We start from the raw sequence: 21,853 nt of genomic DNA, 5'->3' as shown, positions 1-21,853 counted from the left end.
TCACTGGAATATGCCGGGGAACAGCAGCGACGTGGTCACGAACAGCCCGCCCAGCGTGCTGCCGATCACGAAAAGAACGATGGCACCGGCAACCCACAACAAGCTTGGGCTCGCATTGTCATCCTGACCCGCTTTGGCATTGGCAACGACAGACGGGACCGAAGCGCCCTGCTCGCCCTTGTCAGATCCGCCAGTATTGCCGGGATCGCCGCGCCGACGCGCAGGCTCCGCAGCCGGAATGCCCGAGGACAAGACCCGGACTTTGGCCGGGCTGGTATTGGTGTTCATTCTTGGCGCCCCCTGCGACGTTTACCGCATGTTACCGAATCCACTCTATTATAGAGGAGCAGGCTCCCTCGTGGGCCATGCGCTATCCGTATTCGTCCTGCCTATCAGACGCATACATGCAACTGGAGTTCCGCATGTCCTTAAGCGCCCTCAATGCCACCGCGGCCCTCGCCGTGGCCCTTGCTGCGGCTGCCGGACTCGCGCCCGCGTCCACACAGGCCGCGAAGCAAGTCGATCCCGCCAATCTCATCACGCTCGAACAGATCGATACCCCGATCGTCGACGCCGGACGGATCGACGGCGTGATGCACGTACGCGTGGTGGTTGAGGCTCAATCCGCCTCCACGGCCACCGAACTGACGCGGCGGATGCCGGAACTGCGCGCCGCATCGCTGGCCGCCTCCATCGAATTCGCCCGGCTCCGCGCCTCGCCGTTCGCCGCGCTGGATGTCGAGCGGCTGTCGCAGACGCTCACGCCCGCACTCAAGCGCGTCGATCCGAGCGTGGCCCGCGTCCTCATCGTGCGCGCCACCGCCTTCCGCAGCTGATCCGCGCTACCGCAAATACAACAAAGGGGCCCCACGCGCAGCGTGTGCCCCTTCGTCACATCTCCCCCTAAGGGGAGCGCTTTACCCCCAAATCAGTGGGCGGCGGCAGCCTGAGGCGGAGTGCCTTGGCCCACCGGCCCCGCAAGCTTCGCCTGCGGCTTGAGCCGCGTCTGCGGCGGCGTCTGCGCCACCGGCGGCGGAGTCCGCACATGCACCACCTTGCGCCCTGCCAGCGACATCGAGAGTTCGACCGCCGCAGCCGGCGTCATGTAGGACAGGATCTGCGCGGTCACCTGATCGCGCATGCGGCGCGCAACCTGGGTCTGCACTTCCAGATCGAGCTTCTCGAAGATCGGCGCGGCGCGCTGCGGCTTCATGCGCTGGTAGATCTGGGCGAGCGTGTCGTAAGGCACCTCGGGCTGGTCCTGTCCGGGACGGCCGGGCGTCGGCGTGCCCGGCTGCGCCGGCTGCCCGGGCTGCTGGCCCTGAAGCTGACCGGCCAACCGCGTCTCACCGGCGCGGACGGCCTGCTCGCGCATTTCGAGCTTGCGACGTTCGGCCGCCGCATCGCGGTCCCGCTTGCCAAGCGCGTCCTGAAGCGAAGCGCCAAGGCGGCCCGAAGACGCGCCCCCCGCTGCCGCATTGGGCTCGGGCGCGGCGCCAAGCGCCATGGCATTGGCCACGACCGCCACCCCGGCGACACCGAACAACAGGCGCGAAGGCCGGGTCATCCCGCGCAGCGCGTTCATCAGCCGGCTCATTCCGGTAACCGGAACGGGCAGATTGGCGGTTGCCGTGGTCATGCCGCGGCGCGCTGGGCGTTCGCGGCGCGTGCCGGGTGCATGACGATTTCGGCCGAAAGCTCACCGGCCTCGGCGATGGCAGCGGCAATGGCGGCCTCGACGAGCGGATCTGCCTTCTGGATCGGCGCGGTCGTGCGGGCGGGCGCCTTGCGGGCACGGCTCTTGCGGGGAGCCGCCGCCTTGCGGGCGGGAGCCTTTTCGGCGGCCTTTTCGGCGACCTTCTCGCCGGTCGCCGCATCGGTCGCGGCCTCGGCCTTGACGGCGCGCTTGCGGCCGGTGCGGGCAGCGGCCTTCTGTTCCGGCTGCGCGGCGGCGGCGACAATGCGCTCGGCCACGGCATTGCCGATCCCGACCATCATCGAAAGCTCATCGCGCATGGCTTCGGCTTCCGCAATCGTGTTGGCCTGCGCGATGCCGTCGGTCGCCAGCACGCGCTTCAGTTCGCCCAGCACGCCGCGCGCCTGCGCGGTGGCATGTTCCAGGCTCATGATGCCATCGGTCAGCGTGGCATTGCGGAAGGCCTTCATCCGGCGGTCGATCCGCCAGCCCTGCACCAGCACGGCCATGCACAGCGGAACCAGCGAAAGGTTGATCATGGTGGCAGTGTTCACTTCGGATACCCCCTTGAGATGTCGTTCGCCATGCGCACGGCGATGTTTCTCGAACGTTGCCCGATATGCGCGATCCCCAGCGGCACACCGCCGCACTGGACCTGAAGCGCATCATTCGGGCTCTGACTGAAAGCGATGGTCTGGCCGACCTTGAGGTTCATCACCTCTCGCAGCTTCATCTGTTTCTCGCCCAGCACCACGTCCACGGTGACTTCGGTGTGGGTGAGTTCGCTGGCCATGTGCGCGGCCCACATGCGGTCACGCCCGAGCTTTTCGCCCATGAAGCGTTGCAGCAGCTTGTTACGCACCGGCTCGATCGTGGCATAAGGCAGCAGCACGCTGAACTTGCCGCCGCGCCCTTCCATGTCGACGCGGAAAGTCGCGACCGCGGCGATGTTGCTCGGCCCGGCAATGGCGGCGAAGCGCGGACTCGATTCCATGCGCTCTACCCGCATGTTCACCTGCTCGATCGCCTCGAACGCCTGCGACAGGTCGTCGAGCGCCAGTTGCACCATCTTGGAAACCAGCATGGTCTCGATCGTGGTGAAGGCGCGGCCCTCCACGCGCATCGGGCGGCTGCCCTTGCGTCCGCCCAGCAGGGCATCGACCACCGCGTAGATCAGGCTCGATTCCACCGTGACGACGCCGTAGTTCTCCCACTCGGTCACCTGGAACACGCCGAACATGGCGGGCAGCGCCACGCGGTTCATGAACTCGCCGAAGCGGGTGGAGGTGATCTCCTCAAGGCTGACGTCGATGGCGTCCGACGTGAGGTTGCGCATGCTGGTGGCAAACGTGCGCACCATGCGTTCGCAGACCACCTCGAGCATCGGCAGACGCTCGTGGCTGATCACATTGGATTCGATGACCGCCTTGAGGCCGCTCTTGGGCTGTGCGGGCGCATCGCCGTCGAAGCCGAACAGCGCATCGATGCCCGCCTGGTCGAAGGTATCGTCGCCCGACGCCTCCATCTTCGGCGGATCGGGCAGCAGGAAGTCGTCGAAATCGTCGATCATTGCTGGATCAGGTCCTGAATGAGTACGTCGCTGACCATGCCGGGCCCAAGCGCCTGCGTGGTCCGGCGCATCATCTCTTCCTTGATGCGGAACACCGCCGCCGACCCGTCAAGGTCGTCCGGGCGCAATTCGCGCAGGAAGGGCTGGAGCGCGTCGAGCACCACCGGCAGCTTTTCCTTGACCTTGGCGGCCTTGCCCTCGTCCGCGGCGACAATGATGAAGCGCAGCTTGAGGAAGCGCGCAGAGGCATCGCTGCCGCGCAAGTTGACCACCAGCGGCGGCACTTCGACATAGGAGGAGACGCCGGCCTTCGAGGCCTCCGAACCGCTCTCCGACGAAGCGCTTTCGCTGCTGCCGGCACTGCTGCTGCCACCGGCGAACTGGCGATAGGCGAAATAGCCGCCCACCCCGCCGACAAGCAGCACGGCCACGGCCGCGCCGATCACGATCAGCCGCTTGCGCGACGATGACGTGGTCTTGTCCGCATCGACGGGCGCGACGTCGATGATCTCTTCACTGGACACTGTGAACCCCCTTGGCTCTCGCGAAGGCGGACCGGAAAAGTGAAATCCTTCATTCCGACCGCATTCGCGTTTTCGCCTCTATTATAGGATGACAATGCGGCAAATTTTGCCTTGTGCAGAAATCCGCGAACTTTTTCCCGAGGTACCGGAAATGGACGTTTCCTCCTTCGTTTTGCTGAGCCACGAACAGGCCTTGCGCCGCCAGTTGGACATCGTTGCCAACAACATGGCGAACACCAGCACGGTGGGCTTCAAGCGCGAACGGGCGCTGTTCCACGAATATGTTGAGACCGCGCAGGAAGCGCCGGTGGACGATGCGCGCAAGACGTCCTTCGTGCTCGACTTCGGTACCGTGCATGACACCTCGCAGGGCTCCTTCCAGGCCACCGGCAATCCGCTCGACGTGATGATCGACGGTGACGGCTACCTCAATGTGGAGAGCCCGGACGGCGGCGTGGTCTATACCCGCGCCGGGTTCATCAAGGTGCTTCAGAACGGCGATCTGGCCACGTCGGGCGGACAGCGCCTGCTGGACGAGAACGGCCGCCCGATCAATGTGCCGGCCGACCAGATGAGCGGCATGTCAATCGCCGAGGACGGCACCGTGATGGGCAAGAACGGCCCGCTCGGCCGCCTTGCCGTGACCACGTTCGCCGATGAAAACATGGTCGACCCGCGCGGCGACGGCCTGTTCACCGGCACCGGCGGCAATATGCTGGCGGCCACGCAGACCAAGCTCAAGAGCGGCGGCGTCGAAGCCTCCAATGTCGAGCCGATCACCGAGACCACCCACATGGTGGAGATCCTGCGGTCATACCAGACCAGCCAGCGGATGACGGCCGACCTTGCCGACATGCGCAAGCGCGCGATCGACCGGCTGAGCAAGGTCAGCTGACCCAGAATAACCGCCGACCACCCATTCTCACGAAGGAGCCATCATGCGTTCGCTCTCCATTGCCTCGACCGGCATGCTTGCACAGCAGACCAACGTCGACGTCATTTCGAACAACATCGCCAACATGAACACCACCGCGTACAAGCGCCAGCGCGCGGAGTTCCAGGACCTGCTCTACCAGCAAGTCTCGCGCCCCGGCGCGGCCACCAGCGCGGACGGCACGCAAGTCCCCTCGGGCATCCAGCTCGGCGCGGGTGTGAAGACCGGCGGCATCTACCGCATCACCGAACAGGGCGCGCTGACCAACACCGGCAATACCTATGACCTCGCGGTCGACGGTCAGGGCTATTTCCAGGTCATGCAGCCCTCGGGCGAGCTGGCCTATACCCGCGCCGGCTCGTTCCAGCTTTCGGACCAGGGCGAACTCGTCACCACCGACGGCTACCGCGTCCAGCCCGATATCACCATTCCGCAGGGCGCCGTCAGCGTCACTGTCTCGAAGACCGGCGAAGTGCAGGTCAAGATGGACGGCCAGACCAACCTGCAGACGGTTGGCCAGCTCCAGCTCGCCACGTTTGTCAACGAAGCGGGCCTCGAAGCGATCGGCTCGAACCTCTATCTGGAAACCGGCGCTTCGGGCCAGCCGACCGTCGGCAACCCGGCCGATCCCTCGTTCGGCTCGATCAACCAGGGCTTCGTCGAGGCATCGAACGTCAACCCGGTTTCGGAAATCACCTCGCTCATCACCGCGCAGCGCGCTTATGAGATGAACAGCCGCGTGGTGAAGACCTCCGACGAGATGCTCCAGACCTCCACGCAGACCGGCGGCTAAGGTCATGGCGGCGGCGATCCTGTTCATGCTGGCGGCAGCGGCTCCGGTCGCCGCTCCGGCCGTACCGGAAATGGTCAAGGCCCCGGTGCTCGTCCGCACGGTCGAGCGCGGCGAGACGCTGGCCGCCGGGGACTTCACCCAGTCCCCGCTCGCCCCTGGCTCGGCGCGCGGCGCACTGTCTCCGGCGCAGGCCGCCGGGCAGCAAGCGACGCGCCGCCTGAACCAGGGCGCGCCGGTGCGGGCCGGGGACGTTGCCGCCCCGCGCCTCATCCACCGGGGCGAGGCGGTGACGATCTCGGTCTCCACCGCCACCATGCACATTTCCTCGGCCGGCCGCGCGCTGGCCGATGCCGGCAAGGGCGAGCCCGTACGTGTGCTCAACCTTGCCACCAACCGCACGCTCGACGCCGTCGCCGACGGGCCCGGGCAAGTCAGTATCCCGATGCGTTGATCGCTGTGAGCGGCACCGGCCCACTCCCCCACCCGACCACTCATCAGGATACACTCGTGGGTGGTCGGGCGGGAGAGTGGGCCGGTGCCGCAGGCCTTCGACGGATGTCGAAGACATGCCAAGCCAAGGACATTCTCATCATGAAACCGACTTACACCCGTCTCGTGCCCGTCTTGATGGCCGCCACGCTGTTGACCGGCTGCGGCGCCGTGGGCCGGCTCAAGAACGTGGGCAAGGCACCCAAGCTGAGCGCCGCGGAGGTCCCGGTGGCCCCGCGCGTCGAACCTTCCATCGGCAACCAGGGCATCGCCGAGCGCGGCGCCGTGGATGATCCCTCGCTGACCCAGGGCGAGCGCGGCGCATCGCTGTTCCGCACCGGCGCGGGCGCGTTCTTCCACGACCAGCGCGCCTCGCGCGTGGGCGACATCGTCACCATCCGCATCAACATCGCGGACAATGCGCAAGTCGACAACACGACCACGCGCACCCGCGACGGTACGGAAACCGCCGGTATCGCCCACCTGCTGGGGCTGGAGAACAATATCCAGAAGATAACCGGCTCCGACCCCTCGAAGCTGGTCGACACCAACTCGGCATCGAGCGCGGTGGGCGTGGGCAAGACCGCGCGCAGCGAGCAGATCAACATGACCATCGCCGCATCGGTGGTGGGGGTGCTGCCCAACGGCAATCTCCAGATCCGTGGCCGGCAGGAAGTGCGCGTGAACTACGAGCTGCGCGAACTCGTCGTTACCGGCGTGATCCGGCCCGAGGACATCGCGCGTGACAACTCGATCAAGCACTCGCAGATCGCCGATGCCCGCATCAGCTACGGCGGCCGCGGCCAGTTGACCGATGCACAACAGGCTCGTTGGGGCCAGCAGATCTACGACGCGCTGTTCCCATTCTGATGGGTTTCAGGGGCGCATCGAATTCGGAGCTAAGCCCCCCATTCTGCACCTCAGACCCAATACATCGTCGCCCCCGCGAAGGCTGGGGCCCCGCTTCCTTCTTCCTTGCGCTCGAAGAACAAGCGGGATCACCGCCTTCGCGGGGATGACGGGGTTGGGTTGGGGACAGCGGTTTTTAGATAGGGGTGCGACGGCCTTTACATAGGCAGCATCCGCCGTCCGGTCCGGAAATCCGCCTGCTGCTTCTGACAGGATTTGAAAAATAAAGGAGGGGGTGCTGCCACGTGCGGCGCCCCTCTTTGTTTTGAGGCCCCTCCCGCGTTGAAAAAGGCCCGAAAGCGCCTTTCCATCTGCTTCAGCTAGGCAAATTTTGCCGCCCTCTCAAATAAATAGCGCGGATCGCGTCCGGTCTCCCCAAGCACGTTCCTAGAAGAGTCTTGCGGGCCTGAAGAAGCAGGTCTGCACGGGGACCGGCGTACTCCGGTTCAGGCCGCAGAATTCGGCCTTAATATTCTAGAAGGAATGAAAACGATGTCGTTTTCCGTCAAGACCAATGCCGGCGCAATGGCCGCCCTTCAGTCCCTGAATGCCACCAACCAGTCGCTGTCCACGACCCAGAGCCGCATCAACACCGGCCTGAACGTGTCCTCGACCAAGGATGACTCGGCAAAGTACACCGTCGCGCAGACCCTGCGTGGCGACCAGGGTGGTCTGGCCTCGGTAACCTCGTCGCTCAACAACGCCAAGAGCGTTGTCGACGTCGCGGTTTCGGGCGCAGAGCAGATCTCGGACCTCATGAACGACATGAAGTCCAAGGCCTACGAAGCTGCCTCGGCAACCGACTCGGGCACGCTCAGCGCGCTCCAGAAGGACTACGACGGCCTGAAGTCGCAGATCGACTCGATCATCAAGTCGTCGGACTTCAACGGCGTCAACCTGCTCGACAGCAGCGGCGGTTCGGTCAGCTCGCTGCAGACCCTCGACACCAGCAACCTGCTGAAGGTCGGCAGCGTTGACCTTACCACGCTGAAGGGCACGTCGTCTGTCACCCTGGGCTCGCTCAGCGGCAGCACCGACCTTGCCTCCGCTTCGTCGGCAGCTACCGCGGTCACCAACCTCGATGCCCTGTCGACGGCTCTGAACGACAAGCTCAGCACCCTCGGTGCCGCTTCGCGTCAGATCGACGGCCAGCTGGACTTCACCAGCAAGCTCAGCGACACCATCGAGACCGGCATCGGCAACCTTGTCGACGCCGACCTCGCCAAGGAATCGGCGAAGCTTCAGGCCCTGCAGGTCCAGCAGCAGCTGGGCGTTCAGGCTCTGTCGATCGCCAACCAGGCGCCGCAGACGATCCTGTCGCTCTTCCGTTAAGAGTCGACCGGCGGCCTTTCAGCCCCCAAGCAGAAGGCCGACACGTCATGGAGGCCAGGGTGGTTCGCCATCCTGGCCTCTTTTTTTAATTCGGTCCGCAGTCGCCGGAACAGACGCGAATTCCCCTTGATCGGGGTCACTTTGAATAATGCGCAAAAGCGCATGCCTGGCGCGGCGCCGGCCGCCCCCCATCCGACCGCCCGGCGGACCTACGCTCGGACGGTGGGATGGGGAGCGGATCGCCGCCGCAGGTCCGGTCATGGCCGGATTTTCAAACAGTCTCGCAGCCTGCCCGAATTCGATGCGAAGCCGATGAATTCTTGACCGGATCGTTTCCCCAAGCCGCCCGAACCGCGCCGTCATCCTATAATATTCATGGCGCGCCGATGGCGGGGCCGACCCCTTCAAGCTGGAATTGGACCTAAGATGCTTGATTCTCTAAATAATTGGCGGTTGCCCAAAAAGCTTCTGGCCGCCTTTATCGTTCTCGGCGTCATGCTCGGCGCTGTGGGACTCAACGGATTTCTTTCGACGCGCACGCTGAATACCATCGCGCAGACGCATGTTCAGCGCGGCGTCGGCGGCATGTCCGCGCTTGCCGACGTGATCAGCAACGTCAAGGAACTGCGGATCATCGTTTACAGCTACTACAACGCCGCCGATGCCGACGATGCCGCCAAGCTGCGTGACCGCGTGAAGAGCGGCAATGACGAACTGCTCAAGTCCATCGACGCGTTCGACAACATTGCCGATGACTCGCTCAAGCCCGATATCGCCGAAATGCGGCGCGTGGCCGGCGAGCTTACCCAGGTCAACGATCGCATCTTCGATCTGCGCACCAAGGGCGATTTCCCGGGCGCGATGGCGATGATCAAGAGCGAAGGCAAGCAGGCCTCGCACGACACCATCGCACAGGCCCAGAAGCTCATCGACATGATGCGCAAGCGCACTGCCCAGAAGGCCGCCGAAGGCGAAGCGACCGCCGATACCGCGATCTTCCTTGCCATCAGCCTGGCCACCACCGGCATCATTGCCATCATCCTCGTCTGGCTGGCAATCAACCGCTCGGTCGCGGTGCCGATGGGCCGCATTGCCGAAGTGACCACCACGCTGGCCGAAGGCGGCAAGGTCGACGTGCCCTTCCGCGACCGCCGCGACGAGATCGGCGAGATCGCCGAAGCCGTCGAGCAGTTCCGCGCCGCCGCCGAAGCCCGCGCCGAGATCGACGCGCGCATCGCCGCCGAACAGGAAATCGTCACCACCACGCTGCGCTCCAGCCTTCAGGCGATCCGCGAAGGCGATCTGACGCAGACCATCTCGGCCGAGTTCCCCGCCACTTATGCGGAGCTGAAGACGAACTTCAACGCCGCCCTTGCCGCGCTGCGCGACCTGATCGGCGCCGTGGCCGAAAGCGCCGTCGCCATCCGCACCGGCTCGGGCGAGATCGCCCAGGCTTCCGAAGACCTTGCCCGCCGCACCGAAAGCAATGCCGCGAGCCTTGAAGAGACGTCGGCCGCGATCACCCAGATGGACGACCGCCTGCGCGCCACTGCCGCCGCCGCCGGCCGCACCGTGCAGCGCGCCGACGGGGCGATGGGCGTGGTCGAATCCGGCCGCTCGATCGCCGATGAGGCCGTGCAGGCCATGGGCCGCGTGAGCGAAAGCGCCAAGGGCATCGACTCGGTTATCGAAGGTCTCGACAAGATCGCCTTCCAGACCCGCGTGCTTGCCATGAACGCCGCCGTCGAGGCGGGCCGTGCCGGTGATGCAGGTCGCGGCTTCGCAGTCGTCGCCGATCTCGTTTCGGCCCTTGCCATGCGTTCGGAAGAAGAAGCCAAGCGCGCCCGCGAGCAGCTCACCGCCACGCAGACCGACATCGGCACTGCGGTGGAAGCCGTGCAGCGCGTCGATGGGGCGCTCCAGAACATCTCGGGCGACGTGACCGAGGTGCATACGCTGCTGAGCGACATCGCCACCGACAACCAGGCGCAGTCCTCGACGATCACCCAGATCAGCGCCGCCATCGGCACGATGGATCAGGCGACGCAGCAGAACGCCGCTATGGTGGAGGAAACCTCGGCCGCCGCGCGCAACCTCAACAGCGAGGTCACCGCGTTGTCGGACCGCGCCGCGATGTTCCGCATCGGCAACGAGCCGCGCGGCGCCGCCCCGGCCCGCCCGGCCGCGCGCCCTGTCCCGGCCGCCATCACCACCAGCCAGGTCGCGCCGCAAGTCAGCGCTGTCCGCAAGCCCGCCATCGCACTGGCGACCGGGCAGGACGACTGGGTGGATTTCTGACGCATTGATCTTCGGCGGGCTGCCCTTTGGGCTGCCGCCGCATCCTGAAAAGGCCGCCTCTTCGCAGGCGGCCTTTTTTGTGCGCGGCTACTTCAGCCGCAGCGGCAGACCGGCCGCGACGAAGACCACGGAATCGGCAATCGCGGCGATCCGCTGGTTGAGCCGCCCCGCCTCATCGCGAAAAGCGCGGCCCAGCGGGGTTTCCGGCACGAGGCCCAGCCCGACCTCATTGGCCACCAGCGCAATCGGGCAAGGACAGGCGGCTACGGCGGCGCAGAGCGCATCGAACCGGGGCGCGAGCGCGATCTCGGCCAGAATCAGGTTGGACAGCCAGAGCGTGAGGCAATCGACCAGCACGGCATCGGCCTCATCGGCCGCGCGCGCGATGGCGCCGACGAGATCGAGCGGTGCCTCGATCGTGCTCCAGCGCGGGCCCCGCTCTTCGCGGTGGCGGGCGATACGCGCTTCCATCTCAAGGTCGAGCCCCTCGCCGGTCGCGATATAGGCAAGCTTGCCGGGAAAGCCCTCGATCAGGGATTGCGCATGGCGGCTCTTGCCCGACCGCGCGCCGCCGAGGACGAGAGTGCTCAGGGTCATGGGCGATACTCCGTAAGGGCAAGAAGGCCATCGATGTCGAGATGCGCCTCCATGGCGGCGGCGAGTTCGTTCAGCGCGGCATCGACGTCGGCATGGTGGTCGCGCCGGTCGCTCATCGCGCCGAGGCGGGCGAGCAGTTCGGCACGCAGATCGGTCGAGGCGAGCAGGCCGTGGCAATAGGTTCCGATCACGCGCCCACCAGCATCGACGGCACCGTCCGGCCGGTCCCCGTCCAGCATGGCGAACGGCGCCGCCATGTCACGTTCTGTGACGCCCATATGCATCTCGTAACCGGTCAGGTTCACGCCAAGTGCGGTGCCCGAAACCTCGCGCAAAGCCTTGCGATTGCCCAGCACCGTCGTGACATCGAGCAGGCCGAGCCCCGCCATTTCGCCGGGCTCGCCCTCGATCCCCAGCGGGTCGGCAATGGTCCTGCCCAGCATCTGGAAACCGCCACAGATGCCCAGGATCATGCCCCCGCGCCGATGATGCGCCAGCACATCGATATCCCAGCCCTCGGCCCGCATGAAGGCCAGATCCGCCATTGTAGCCTTGGAGCCCGGCAACACGATCAGCGCGGCCTGCGCCGGGATCGGCGTGCCCGGCGGGATCATCGCGACTTCGACGGCTGACTCCTGCCGCAGCGGGTCGAGATCGTCGAAATTGGCGATGCGCGGCAGGATCGGGCAGGCGACGAGCAGCTTTCCGGAACCGCCGCCCAGCCCGCGTTCGAGCACCACGGCGTCCTCGCTCGGCAGGCGGCCGACCGCGCTCTGCCACGGCAGCACTCCATAGCCGCGCCAGCCCGAACGCTGCTCGATGGCGGCGTAGCCATCGGCGAAAAGCGCCGGATCGCCGCGGAACTTGTTGATGAGAAAACCCCGGATCTGCGCGGCATCCTCGGGCTCGATCACCGCGCGGGTACCCACCAGCGAGGCGATCACCCCGCCCCGGTCGATATCCCCGATCAGCACCACGGGAACGTCCGCCTCGCGCGCAAAGCCCATGTTCGCGATGTCCCCGGCGCGCAAGTTGATCTCGGCCGGAGAGCCCGCGCCTTCGACCACGACGAGATCGCAGCGCGCCTCCAGCCGGCGGTAGCTGGCCATGACTTCGGGCAGCAGCCTGCGCCGCGCCTCGCGGAAATTGGCGCTTCCCAGCGTGCCGCGCACTTCGCCGTGGACCACCAGTTGCGAAGTCCGGTCGGCCTGCGGCTTCAGCAGCACGGGGTTCATGTCGACATGGAGGGGCGCCCGCGCCGCCAGTGCCTGAAGCGCCTGAGCACGGCCGATCTCGCCGCCTTCCGGGGTGACGGCGGCATTGTTGGACATGTTCTGCGGCTTGAACGGAAGCACGCGCAGACCCCGGTTGGCCAGCGCACGGCACAGCCCCGCGACCATGACCGACTTGCCCACGTCGGAGCCGGTTCCCTGCAACATCAAGCCAGCCATGCTACTCCTAACGCGATAAGTCCCAGCAGCACGCAGGCCCAGCGGTAGATCGCCAGTGCCCGCCGCAAATCCGCCGCCTGCGCTTCGGCGCCCTCCTCCCCGATCCACGGCTTGGCCGCAAGCACGCCGTCATAGGTGACCGGCCCGGCCAGCCGCACGCCCAGCGCGCCCGCCATCGCCGCCTCCGGCCATCCGGCATTGGGCGAGGCATGGCGGCCATGGTCGCGCGCCAAAACGCGCCAGCCGCCCGCTCCGGCAAGGCAGAGCAGCACGCCCGCCAGCCGCGCCGGGATCAGGTTCGCGAGATCATCGATCCGCGCCGCCGCCCAGCCATAGGCGCGGAGCGGTTCCTCCGGATGGCCGATCAGGCTGTCCGCCGTGTTGATCGCCTTGTAGGCCCAGACGCCCGGAAGTCCGCCGACCAGCAGCCAGAACAGCGGGGCGGCGACGCCGTCGCAGAAGCTTTCGGCAAGGCTTTCGATGGCGGCGCGGACGACGCCCGCCTCGTCAAGTTGCGCGGTCTCGCGGCCGACGATCATGCCCACGGAGCGCCGCGCGGCGGCGAGATCTCCAGCCTCCAGCGCGGCCAGCACTGGGCGCACGTGATCGTCGAGGCTGCGCGCGGCCAGCGCGGGCCACGCCAACAAAGCGAGCACAATCCATGCGAAGTTCCCGGCTACGGCGCGGACGGCGAATTTGACCAGCAGCGCCGCGCCGACAACGCCGCCGATCAGCGCGAGCATCGCGCCAAGCCCCGCCATGCGGCGCAGCGACGCGGGCCATGCCGCACGGTTCAGCATGCGCTCGCAGGCGCCGATCGCCTTCGCGAAAAAGCCCACCGGATGGCCGGTCAGCGCATGCAGTCGCGACGGCCAGCCCAGCAGCGCCTCAAGCACCAGCGCCGCGACGGCGACCGGCTCAGCCATGGCCCAGCGCCGCGTCGAGACGTGCCAGCGCGGCGGCATCGGCCGGTACGCCGAAGCGCAGCCAATCGGGGAATTGCTCGAAGGGGCGCACCAGTATCCGCGCGCGGGCAAGGCGCTCGAAAACCTCTCCGGCCGCGCAGCCGGTGACCAAGCGGAACAGCGGGCAATCGCCGCGCGGTTCGAGGTCGTGACGCCGCAGCACCGCATCCAGCTTGGCGGCGCGGGGGGGAAGCTCCTGCCGGGTCCTGGCGATCCAGTCGATATCGCGATAGGCGGCCGCGCCGATAGTCAGCGCCGCCGTGTGGAGCGGCCAGCTTCCCATCAGCGCGCGCAGCGTGGACAGGATCTTCGGCGGCGCCAGCACGAAGCCGAGGCGCAGCCCGGCGAGTCCGAAGAACTTGCCGAACGAGCGCAGGACGATGAGCCGGCCCCCGTCCACCGCATCGGCCACGCTCGTTTCCGGGCGGCAATCGGCGAAGGCTTCGTCGACGATCAGCCAGCCGCCCTGCCGTTCGATCCGGTCAGCCCAGTCCAGCACATCGCCGCGCGCGTGCAGGGCGCCGTCCGGATTGTTCGGATTGGCCATGACGACCACTTCGGGCGTGGCAGGGTCCTCGCCAAAGCGCACCGGACGGGATTCCGCGAAAGCCTCGACATGGCTGCGATAGCACGGCACCACCGCGCGGCCCGGCAGGCCTAGCACATGCCCGAGCAGGCGCAGCGCCGTCTCGCTGCCGGGGACCGCACAGCACAGCGCCGGATCGACGCCATAGTGGCGAGCGGCGACGGTCTCCAGCCGAGCGAGCCAATCCGGGTCGGGCAAGGCGCTCCAGTCCGGCGCCAATGCGTATGGGATCGGCCAGGGCGCGGGATTGAGGCCGGTGGACAGGTCGAGCCAGTCCTCCTGCGCGCCGCCGAACAGCCGCGCCGCCTCCGCCACGCGGCCGCCATGGTGCAGGAACCGCGCGATCACCGCAGCACCACCAGCGCGGCGAGCAGCGCGGTTTCGACAAGCTCGATGCCCGCGCCGTGCCCGTCGCCCGAAATGCCGCCGATCCGGCTCCTCAGCCAGTAGCCCCAGAGAGGCACGGCAAGGAACAAAACGAGCAGCGGCGGCGCGATCAGGACTCCGGCAAGCACTGCGGGCACGCACCAGCAGGCAAGATGCGGCCAGCGGATCGCGCTGCGAAAGCGGCTTCCGAGCCCTTCATGCAGCGGCGGCAGGGCCATGGTCCAGAACAGCGGCCCGATCCGCGCCAGCGCGGGCACCAGCAGCAGCGCCCAGACCTGCCCCGGCATCAGCGCATGAAGTAGCACCAGCTTGGCCAGCAGTTGCAGCACGATAGTGACGACCGCAAAGCTGCCGACATGGGGGTCGGCCAGAACCGCCGAAAGCCGCGCCCGGTCCTTGTGCGCGGCGCCCGTGGCATCGGCGATGTCGCCAAGCCCGTCGAGATGGAGCGCGCCCGTCACCGCTACCCAGGCGACAAGCGCGGCCAGCGCCGCCAGCCAGTCCGGCCCGGCCTTCGCGCCGAGCCACCAGCATCCGGCGACCAATGCCCCCACCATCAGACCCGCCAGCGGAAACCAGCGCATCGATTTCGCAAAGTCGTCATCATCCGCGCGCACGGCCGGCAGCGGCAGGCGCGTCAGGAACTGAAGCGCGAGGACGACTTGCCGGATCACGCGCTGCCCCGGTCCAGCGAAACGATCTGCGCGGCCGGCAGCCGTCCGCCGGTTTCCGGCCAGAGCCGCAGGCTGAGCAGCGCGCTATAGCCCAGTTCGAAAGCCCAGACTTGCCGGTGGTCGAAGCCAAACAGCACCGAGAGCACCGCGCGCATGGCACCGGCGTGGGTGACGACCAGCGTGGCGCGGTCAATGCCGCGCAGGGCCTCGGCAATGCGGTTGCGCAGTTGCGACCAGCGCTCGCCACCGGGCGGGGCGGAGCCTTCCGGATCGTCCCAGAACCGCGTCTGCACGGCGGGGTCCAGCTCATGCGGGGCCATGCCGTCCCACTCGCCGAAATCGAGTTCGCGCCAGCGCCGGTCGGAGCGATGCGGCAGTTTCCGCTGCCCAGCGATCTGCCGCGCGGGGACTTGCGAGCGCGAGAGGTCCGAACTCAGCACCTGGGCGAAGTCCAACCCGTCCGCCCGCAGCACGCAGCGCGCAGTACCCGAGGGAAGCGGCGGATCGTCGCGATGGCCGAGCAGGAGGCCCGGTTCGCGCGGCTCGCCGTGGCGCATCAGGTGAAGGACAATGCCGTTCACGCGGTCTCCGTTCCGGCGCCAACTCCGGCCTGCGCCCCGGCAACGGCGGCTTCGGCAAACGTCGCCATGCCTTCATGGGCCGCCAGGGCCGAGAGCACCACTTGCGCCGCCACCGCCGCGCCGGAGCCTTCGCCAAGGCGCATGCCAAGGTGGAGCAGCGGATCGAGGCCCAGCTTATCCAGCAGCCGCACGTGCCCCGCCTCGGCCGAGCAATGCGCGGCCAGACAGTGGTCCAGCACGCCGCCATTGTCCGCGAAGAGCGGCGCCAGCGAGGCGCAGCAGATGAACCCGTCGAGCAGGACCGGAACGCGGTGATGCCGTGCGGCCAGCACGGCGCCCGCCATCGCGGCGATCTCGCGACCGCCAAGGCGGCGCAGCGTCTCGAAAGCGTCGGTGCAATCGGCGCCGTGGAGCGCCAGTGCTGCCGCGACCGCCTCGGCCTTGCGCGCCACGCCCGCATCGTCGAGCCCGGTGCCACGGCCGGTCCAGTCGCGCGCCTCGCCGCCGAAGACTTGTGCCGAAAGCGCGGCGGCGGGGGTGGTGTTGCCGATGCCCATCTCGCCCACGAACAGCAGGTCGGTTTCGGGACGGACCACGGCGGCGCCAATGTTGATCGCCTGAAGGCATTCGGCCGCGCTCATGGCCGGCTCACGCGTGATGTCGCCGGTCGGCCGGTCGAGATCGAGCGGCACCACGCCCAGTTCCGCCCCACAGGCGCGCGTCAGCGCATTGATCGCTGCCCCGCCCGCACGGAAATTGGCGACCATCTGGTGAGTGACTTCGGGCGGATAGGCGCTCACCCCGCGCGCGGCGACGCCGTGGTTGCCCGCGAAGATCACGGCGTGGATCCGCTCGGCGCGGGGGATTTCCTGGCCCTGCCAGCCGGCCATGAAGACCGCGATCTCCTCCAGCCGGCCCAGCGAACCGGCGGGCTTGGTCAGCTCCGCCTGCCGCCGCGCCGCCGCATCGGCGGCCCCGGCATCGGGCGCGGGAAGATCGGCAAGCGCGGCGGCGAAAGCCGCGCTGTCGGCGAACATGGTCATGTGCAGATATACCCTTCGGGGGGAGTGCGGGTGATGAAGTGGCCTTTCACGCCCTGCGGCCATTCGCGATAAGGGACCTGCCCTTCCTCACTGGCCGCGTGGCGCACGGCATATTCGAGGATCGCACGCGCGGCCTCTTCGTCGGGCGTGAAGTCGCCCAGCACATAGCCCACCTTGCCCGGCGCGCGCAGATGGACGGCGCAGTGGCGCTGGCAGGCGAACAGGCAGGGCATCTCCTGGACCGCCACGCCTTGCAGGCCCGGTTCGGCGGCCTGCACCGTGCGCATGGCCTCGGCCAGCAGCGCGCCGCCGCGCTGCCCGCCTTCGTCCTCGCGTGCAGCGGCCGAGAACCGGCAGGTGCTGCAAACCACCACCGACGGTCCCGGCTCGACTGCGTTCAACATCAGAACTGGCTCCTCAGGCCCAGGTAAACCGTACGGCCGAGCGAATTGTAGCCGGCCGCCGTCTCGTAGTCCTTGTCGGTCAGGTTTTCGATGCGGCCCTGAAGCATGAGCCCGGGCGCGACTGTCCACTGGGCGCGCAAGTCGAGCAACCAGTAATCGTCAAGCTTCGCCGTGCCGGTGGCGGCGTTGTAGCTCCCGCCCGAATAACGCGCGGCGATGCTGGCGCGGATGCCCTGCGGCAGGTCCACGCCGCCCTCGATATTGGCGAGATGGCGCGGCACGCGCTGAAGTTGGCGGCCATAGGTGCTGCTGTCCGGCGTGCGGTCCTCCGCCTCGATCAGGCTGTAATTGCCTTCGGCGAAGAGCACCTTCCACTTGGCGGACGCCGCCAGTTCGAGGCCCTGCGCATGGGCCTTGCGAACATTGGCGTAGTAGCCGAAGCGCTCGGTGGTGGTGCCCGGGATGTAGCAGATGTCCGGCAGGGTGCCGCTGGTCGGGCAATAGGCGAAGTCGATCAGGTTGTCGGTATCGCGCTGGAACCAGGTGGCCGAGACGTGGAACAGGTCGCCAAGCCCCTGCTCGGCGCCCACCTGCCAGCCCTTGGCCTTTTCAGGCTGGAGGTTGGCCGCGCCGTAGTCGCTGAACAGCTGGTAGAGCGACGGAGCCTTGTAGCCCTGATCGTAGCTGGCGCGGATCACGGTCTTGCCCGCGTTCGGCGTATAGGCCGCACCGGCGCTGAACACCGTGTTGCCACCGAAGCGCGACTGATGGTCGTAACGCGCGCCGCCGCTCACGGTGAGCCCGGTCACAGGGCTGACGCGCAGTTCGCCGTAGACGCTGTTGGTATCCGCCTTGCTGGGCGTCAACACGTAAGGATCCGTGCTGTCCGTGGGCGAGGCGGTGGTCATCCGCTGCTCCTCGCGCTCGGCGCCGAAGACGGCCTGCACCGCGTCCGAGAAGCTGTAGGTGCCCTGATACTCGTAGCGACGCACGCGGCCATGCGCATCGAACGTGAGCTGCCGAATGGTCTGCGCGGGATCGAAGTTCTGGCGGTCGGTCTCGGTCTGGGTCACGGCCACGCGGTTGACCAGCTTGCCATCGAGCAGCGCGAAGTTGAGCCCGGCGTAGCCCGCCCACTCCTTGTTCACGCCATAGGCGAGCGAGTCCCCTCCAAAGCCGTCGAAGTCGTTATGCGAATCCGACCAATAGCCCTTGAGATCGATCGAAACGCCCGGCGCGACGCGATATGTGAACGACCCGTTGGCCGCAGACCGGCGATAGCCATCGGGCTCGGTGCCCTGATCGCTGGCCGAGATGCCGTCGGTGGTGAAGCGCGAGGCGGAGACACGCCAATCGATCGAATCCGACGTGCCGCCCACGCCGGCACGCGCCGAGACGGTATCGTGCGTGCCCGCTTCCACCGCGAAGCTGCCTTCCAGCGGCTTGGTCGGGGCACGGGTGGTGACATTGATGACGCCGCCGATGGCATCGCTACCCCAGAGGATCGACTGCGGACCGCGCAGGATCTCGATGTGATCGATATCGTCGGTGAAGAGGTTGGAGAAGGCATAGCCGCCCGCCGTCGAAGACGGATCGGCGAGGCGCATGCCGTCGATCACCATCACGCTCTGACCGGCATCGGCGCCGCGAATGCGTAGGCTGGTGGTCGTGCCGTAGCCGCCGTTGCGCGAAAGGCTGATGCCCGGCGTGCGCAGCAGCATGTCGGTGAGGGCGATCGGCTGCGCGGAAACGATGTGTGCGTCGTCGAGGACGGTCACCGTCTGGGCGACGCGATCGGCCGCCAGCGGGGTGCGCAGCGCGGTAACGACGATGCTGTCGCCACTATCTGCTTCGTCGGCGAAAGCCATCGTCGGGCAGGCCGCCGCGAGGGCCGCGAGCGAAACCGTGGTGGCGAAAATCCGGAACGTCATGGGTTTTCCTTCAAACAAGCATCGAAGACCCCCGCCGAAGCGCGAGCACCGGCAAGGCAATGGCTGTCGTTGCGCGAGGAAAAAGCCCCCTCGTTCACCCGGCACACCCTGTCCGGACGAAGAACGACTGCGTCAGGCAGGTCTCCTGGCTTGCGGGTCAATGCCGTCTCGGCCGCCTTCTCAGAATCCTGCCAAGTCAATGGCTTCGGCTCCAATGGCGAAATGGCCGCACGGCTCGCCGCTCACAGTTGCAGGGGCAGCCCGGGTCTTGAACCCGTGTTCCCTTTTGATCCTCTTACGAGGAACCTGTCGCGGCGCGGCAACTATCGTGCGGGCGCCCCGCTGGCAAGTGCCCGAAGCTTGCGCGCGCCCGCGAAGTGCCATAGGTCCGCCCCTGCAAAGGGTGCCCGAGAGGGCTTAATCGGGAAGTCCGGACCTGCGGGGAAACTCGCGGGACAGGCCGGCACTGCTCCCGCAACTGTAACCGGGGATGCGCCCCGCCACGCGCCATTGGGACCGGACGGTTCCGAGAAGGCGGCGGAAGGCGCGACGATCCGGGAAGTCAGGAAACCGGCCCCTTGCCGTCGTTCCTCTGCGCGGGCGGGATGCACCGGGCGGACGAGGGCATGGTTCCCGTAGCGGGAAGCAGCCCTGGCGAGACGACAGTCGAAGTCGTGTCGAAAGGAGCCTGCCAGAGTGACACCGATCCGCTGATCCTCTCGCCGGGGCGATATCGCCCGGGGCCTTTCCTGCACGCCTTTCCCCAACCGCCTTGGGAGATCCCAGACCATGAACCGTTCCGCCAATCCGCCATCCGCCCGCGTCAGCCTCTTCGTGTTTGCCGCGCTCGCCGCCGTCATGCTGGTGACGCGCACCAATTCGCTGAGTCAGGTCGTCCACTTGCCAGACACCGACCTTGCGAGCTTCTTCGTGCTCGGCTTCTTCGTCCGCCGTGTCATCGGTTTCGCCGCGCTGTTCGCGCTCGGCTATGCGATCGATGTCGTGGTGATCTCGGTGCTGGGCGGTTCCGGATTCTGCTTTACCCCGGCCTACGCGATGCTGGTCCCGGCCTATGGCGTGATGTGGCTCGCCGGGCGCGTGGCGGCGGCGAAGCTCGGTGACCGCCTTGCCGCCCTGCCTGCCATGGCCGTGCTGCTGATCGCCGCCACTTTCACCTCGCACTTGCTGTCGAGTGGCGGGTTCTACTTCCTTGGCGGCCGTTTCCCCGATCCGACGCTGGCCGGGTTCCTGCCGCGTATCGGGCGCTATTTCCCGACAACGCTCCTCTCCACGCTGCTGTGGTCGGGCATCGCCGCCGCGCTCTGGGCGCTGGCTGTGACGGTGCGTCCGGCTCTGCACGAGGGCCGCAAGTGACCGCCTGCCCTGCCCTGCTGGTCGCCGCGCCCGCCTCGGGGCAGGGCAAGACGCTCGTCACCGCCGCGCTCGCCCGCCGCCACGCCCGCGAGGGGCGGCGCGTGCGCGTGTTCAAGTGCGGGCCCGACTTCCTCGATCCCATGATCCTCGAAGCAGCGAGCGGTGCCCCGGTGCATCAGCTCGACCTCTTCATGGTGGGCGAGGCCGAGTGCCGCGCCCTGCTGTATGACGCCGCTTGCGAGGCGGACCTGATCCTTGTCGAAGGGGTGATGGGCCTGCACGATGGCGATCCCTCCGCCGCCGATCTCGCGCGGCGCTTCGGCCTGCCGGTGCTCGCGGTGATCGACGGATCATCCATGGCGCAGACTTTCGGCGCGCTCGTCCATGGCCTCGCGACCTATCGCGCGGGCGTGAACCTTACCGCCGTGCTCGCCAACCGCGTGGGCAGCGCAAGGCATTCGGACCTGTTGGAGCAAAGCGTACCCAGTGACATCCGCTGGCTGGGCGCACTGGGCCGAGACGCCGCAATCGGCCTGCCCGAACGGCACCTCGGGCTGGTGCAGGCGGGCGAAGTGGCCGACCTTTCCGCCCGGTTGGACCGGGCGGCGGACCTCCTGCCGGAAAGCGCACTCTGGCTGCCGGAGCCCGTGAGCTTCGCCGCGCCGGAGGACATTCCTCCACCGCCATCGCTCGCCGGAAAACGCATCGCCATTGCCCGCGACAAAGCTTTCGCCTTCATCTACCCGGCCAACCTCGCCTTCCTCGAAAAGGCAGGCGCGCAGGGCGTGCTTTTCTCGCCGCTGACCGACGCGGCCCTGCCCGCATGCGATGCGCTCTGGCTGCCGGGCGGTTATCCCGAACTGCATCTGGACCGCCTTGCCGCCAATGCTGCGATGCTGGCCTCGATCCGCGCGCATCACGCCGCCGGTCGCCCGATCCTCGCCGAGTGCGGCGGCATGCTCTACACGTGCGAGACGCTGGATGACGGCAAGGGCACCCGCGCCGCCCTGCTCGGCCTGCTAGCGGCCCAAGCGACAATGCAGCCTCGACTGGCTGCTCTGGGAATGCAGGAGGCCGAGATCGACGGCCATCCCGTGCGCGGCCATACGTTCCACTATTCGACGCTGGAAACCGCGCTTTCCCCCATAGCCCATGCCGACACACCCGATGGGCGCCCCGGCGAGCGCGTGTTCCGCCGTGGGTCGCTGACGGCCAGCTACATGCACCTCTACTTTCCCTCGGGACCGGAGCTGGTGGCCGCGCTGTTCACCGGGACCGCCCTGAAGTCAGCCGCAAAGCCCGGTTGACACCGCGC

Annotated in this window: 23 protein-coding genes and 2 riboswitches; of the genes, 9 read left to right on the top strand and 14 right to left on the bottom strand. The window is 67.4% G+C overall.

The window, feature by feature from the left end; genetic code table 11:
• On the bottom strand, positions 1-288 hold the full coding sequence (locus tag AC1VVM_RS06455) for a hypothetical protein (RefSeq protein ID WP_482903270.1): 288 nt from the start codon (positions 286-288) through the stop codon (positions 1-3).
• Positions 289-422: 134 nt separating this feature from the next.
• On the opposite strand from AC1VVM_RS06455, the gene AC1VVM_RS06450 reads away from it, so the two are divergent.
• The gene (locus AC1VVM_RS06450) at positions 423-836 is read left to right on the top strand and encodes a hypothetical protein (protein ID WP_482903269.1); all 414 of its coding nucleotides are present in this window, start codon (positions 423-425) and stop codon (positions 834-836) included.
• Between the two features lie 92 nt (positions 837-928).
• On the opposite strand, the gene AC1VVM_RS06445 is transcribed toward AC1VVM_RS06450, so the two are convergent.
• The 4 genes from AC1VVM_RS06445 to AC1VVM_RS06430 are packed head-to-tail and all read right to left on the bottom strand — an operon-like array spanning position 929 to position 3,790.
• Complete coding sequence (locus AC1VVM_RS06445) at positions 929-1,639, bottom strand: MotE family protein (protein ID WP_482903268.1); 711 nt, start codon at positions 1,637-1,639, stop codon at positions 929-931.
• Entirely contained in the window at positions 1,636-2,250 is a 615-nt protein-coding gene (locus tag AC1VVM_RS06440; RefSeq protein ID WP_482903267.1) for a DUF6468 domain-containing protein, read from the bottom strand. Before AC1VVM_RS06440 ends, AC1VVM_RS06445 begins: the two co-directional genes overlap by 4 nt.
• Positions 2,247-3,266, bottom strand: a complete 1,020-nt coding sequence (gene fliM / locus AC1VVM_RS06435) for a flagellar motor switch protein FliM (RefSeq protein WP_482903266.1) — start codon at positions 3,264-3,266, stop codon at positions 2,247-2,249. The genes AC1VVM_RS06440 and fliM overlap by 4 nt, the downstream gene beginning before the upstream one ends.
• Complete coding sequence (locus AC1VVM_RS06430) at positions 3,263-3,790, bottom strand: flagellar basal body-associated FliL family protein (protein ID WP_482903265.1); 528 nt, start codon at positions 3,788-3,790, stop codon at positions 3,263-3,265. Before AC1VVM_RS06430 ends, fliM begins: the two co-directional genes overlap by 4 nt.
• A 151-nt stretch (positions 3,791-3,941) precedes the next feature.
• Here AC1VVM_RS06430 and AC1VVM_RS06425 point away from each other — a divergent pair, with 151 nt between their 5' ends.
• The 6 genes from AC1VVM_RS06425 to AC1VVM_RS06400 all read left to right on the top strand — a co-directional run bounded on the left by AC1VVM_RS06425 (position 3,942) and on the right by AC1VVM_RS06400 (position 10,545).
• The gene (locus AC1VVM_RS06425; protein ID WP_132388693.1) at positions 3,942-4,685 is read left to right on the top strand and encodes a flagellar hook-basal body complex protein; all 744 of its coding nucleotides are present in this window, start codon (positions 3,942-3,944) and stop codon (positions 4,683-4,685) included.
• A 43-nt stretch (positions 4,686-4,728) separates the two neighbouring features.
• On the top strand, positions 4,729-5,517 hold the full coding sequence (flgG, locus tag AC1VVM_RS06420; protein WP_132388692.1) for a flagellar basal-body rod protein FlgG: 789 nt from the start codon (positions 4,729-4,731) through the stop codon (positions 5,515-5,517).
• Between the two features lie 4 nt (positions 5,518-5,521).
• Positions 5,522-5,968, top strand: a complete 447-nt coding sequence (gene flgA, locus AC1VVM_RS06415; protein ID WP_482956159.1) for a flagellar basal body P-ring formation chaperone FlgA — start codon at positions 5,522-5,524, stop codon at positions 5,966-5,968.
• Positions 5,969-6,108: 140 nt separating this feature from the next.
• Positions 6,109-6,876 (top strand): flagellar basal body L-ring protein FlgH, encoded by a 768-nt coding sequence (flgH, locus tag AC1VVM_RS06410; RefSeq protein WP_482903263.1) that lies wholly within the window; start codon positions 6,109-6,111, stop codon positions 6,874-6,876.
• A gap of 531 nt (positions 6,877-7,407) precedes the next feature.
• Positions 7,408-8,247: a flagellin gene (locus AC1VVM_RS06405; protein ID WP_482903262.1), complete on the top strand. Its 840-nt coding sequence runs from the start codon at positions 7,408-7,410 to the stop codon at positions 8,245-8,247.
• A gap of 426 nt (positions 8,248-8,673) precedes the next feature.
• Complete coding sequence (locus tag AC1VVM_RS06400; RefSeq protein WP_482956158.1) at positions 8,674-10,545, top strand: methyl-accepting chemotaxis protein; 1,872 nt, start codon at positions 8,674-8,676, stop codon at positions 10,543-10,545.
• An 87-nt stretch (positions 10,546-10,632) separates the two neighbouring features.
• Here the strand turns inward: AC1VVM_RS06400 and cobU are convergent, their stop codons facing one another.
• Genes cobU through AC1VVM_RS06355 form a run of 9 tightly spaced genes read right to left on the bottom strand, consistent with a single transcriptional unit; the run spans position 10,633 to position 19,164 of the window.
• A complete protein-coding gene (gene cobU / locus AC1VVM_RS06395; RefSeq protein WP_482956157.1) occupies positions 10,633-11,142 on the bottom strand; it encodes a bifunctional adenosylcobinamide kinase/adenosylcobinamide-phosphate guanylyltransferase in 510 nt (169 codons plus the stop codon).
• Positions 11,139-12,593 carry a cobyric acid synthase gene (locus tag AC1VVM_RS06390; RefSeq protein ID WP_482956156.1) on the bottom strand — a complete coding sequence of 485 codons (1,455 nt, stop codon included), beginning with the start codon at positions 12,591-12,593 and terminating at the stop codon, positions 11,139-11,141. The genes cobU and AC1VVM_RS06390 overlap by 4 nt, the downstream gene beginning before the upstream one ends.
• A complete protein-coding gene (gene cbiB / locus AC1VVM_RS06385; RefSeq protein WP_482956155.1) occupies positions 12,581-13,519 on the bottom strand; it encodes an adenosylcobinamide-phosphate synthase CbiB in 939 nt (312 codons plus the stop codon). The genes AC1VVM_RS06390 and cbiB overlap by 13 nt, the downstream gene beginning before the upstream one ends.
• Positions 13,512-14,492, bottom strand: coding sequence for a threonine-phosphate decarboxylase (locus AC1VVM_RS06380; RefSeq protein ID WP_482956154.1), 981 nt, complete (start codon positions 14,490-14,492; stop codon positions 13,512-13,514). Before AC1VVM_RS06380 ends, cbiB begins: the two co-directional genes overlap by 8 nt.
• Positions 14,489-15,202, bottom strand: a complete 714-nt coding sequence (gene cobS, locus AC1VVM_RS06375) for an adenosylcobinamide-GDP ribazoletransferase (protein WP_482905158.1) — start codon at positions 15,200-15,202, stop codon at positions 14,489-14,491. Before cobS ends, AC1VVM_RS06380 begins: the two co-directional genes overlap by 4 nt.
• Positions 15,202-15,786, bottom strand: a complete 585-nt coding sequence (locus AC1VVM_RS06370; protein WP_132388680.1) for a histidine phosphatase family protein — start codon at positions 15,784-15,786, stop codon at positions 15,202-15,204. Before AC1VVM_RS06370 ends, cobS begins: the two co-directional genes overlap by 1 nt.
• The gene (gene cobT / locus AC1VVM_RS06365) at positions 15,783-16,829 is read right to left on the bottom strand and encodes a nicotinate-nucleotide--dimethylbenzimidazole phosphoribosyltransferase (protein WP_482956153.1); all 1,047 of its coding nucleotides are present in this window, start codon (positions 16,827-16,829) and stop codon (positions 15,783-15,785) included. Before cobT ends, AC1VVM_RS06370 begins: the two co-directional genes overlap by 4 nt.
• On the bottom strand, positions 16,826-17,233 hold the full coding sequence (locus AC1VVM_RS06360; protein WP_132388676.1) for a DUF1636 domain-containing protein: 408 nt from the start codon (positions 17,231-17,233) through the stop codon (positions 16,826-16,828). Before AC1VVM_RS06360 ends, cobT begins: the two co-directional genes overlap by 4 nt.
• A complete protein-coding gene (locus AC1VVM_RS06355; protein ID WP_482956152.1) occupies positions 17,233-19,164 on the bottom strand; it encodes a TonB-dependent receptor plug domain-containing protein in 1,932 nt (643 codons plus the stop codon). Before AC1VVM_RS06355 ends, AC1VVM_RS06360 begins: the two co-directional genes overlap by 1 nt.
• Positions 19,165-19,282: 118 nt before the next feature.
• Positions 19,283-19,489, bottom strand: a riboswitch (cobalamin riboswitch).
• Between the two features lie 59 nt (positions 19,490-19,548).
• A riboswitch (cobalamin riboswitch) is annotated at positions 19,549-19,757 on the top strand.
• A 196-nt stretch (positions 19,758-19,953) separates the two neighbouring features.
• Here AC1VVM_RS06355 and AC1VVM_RS06350 point away from each other — a divergent pair.
• Entirely contained in the window at positions 19,954-20,538 is a 585-nt protein-coding gene (locus tag AC1VVM_RS06350; protein ID WP_482956151.1) for a hypothetical protein, read from the top strand.
• Positions 20,535-21,845 (top strand): cobyrinic acid a,c-diamide synthase CobB, encoded by a 1,311-nt coding sequence (locus AC1VVM_RS06345; protein ID WP_482956150.1) that lies wholly within the window; start codon positions 20,535-20,537, stop codon positions 21,843-21,845. Before AC1VVM_RS06350 ends, AC1VVM_RS06345 begins: the two co-directional genes overlap by 4 nt.
• Positions 21,846-21,853: the final 8 nt, after the last annotated feature.

The sequence above is a fragment of the Novosphingobium sp. BL-S-33 genome (assembly GCF_056857025.1).
The sequence above is the reverse complement of the archived record's forward strand: the minus strand, read 5'-3'. Positions and strand labels throughout refer to the sequence as shown.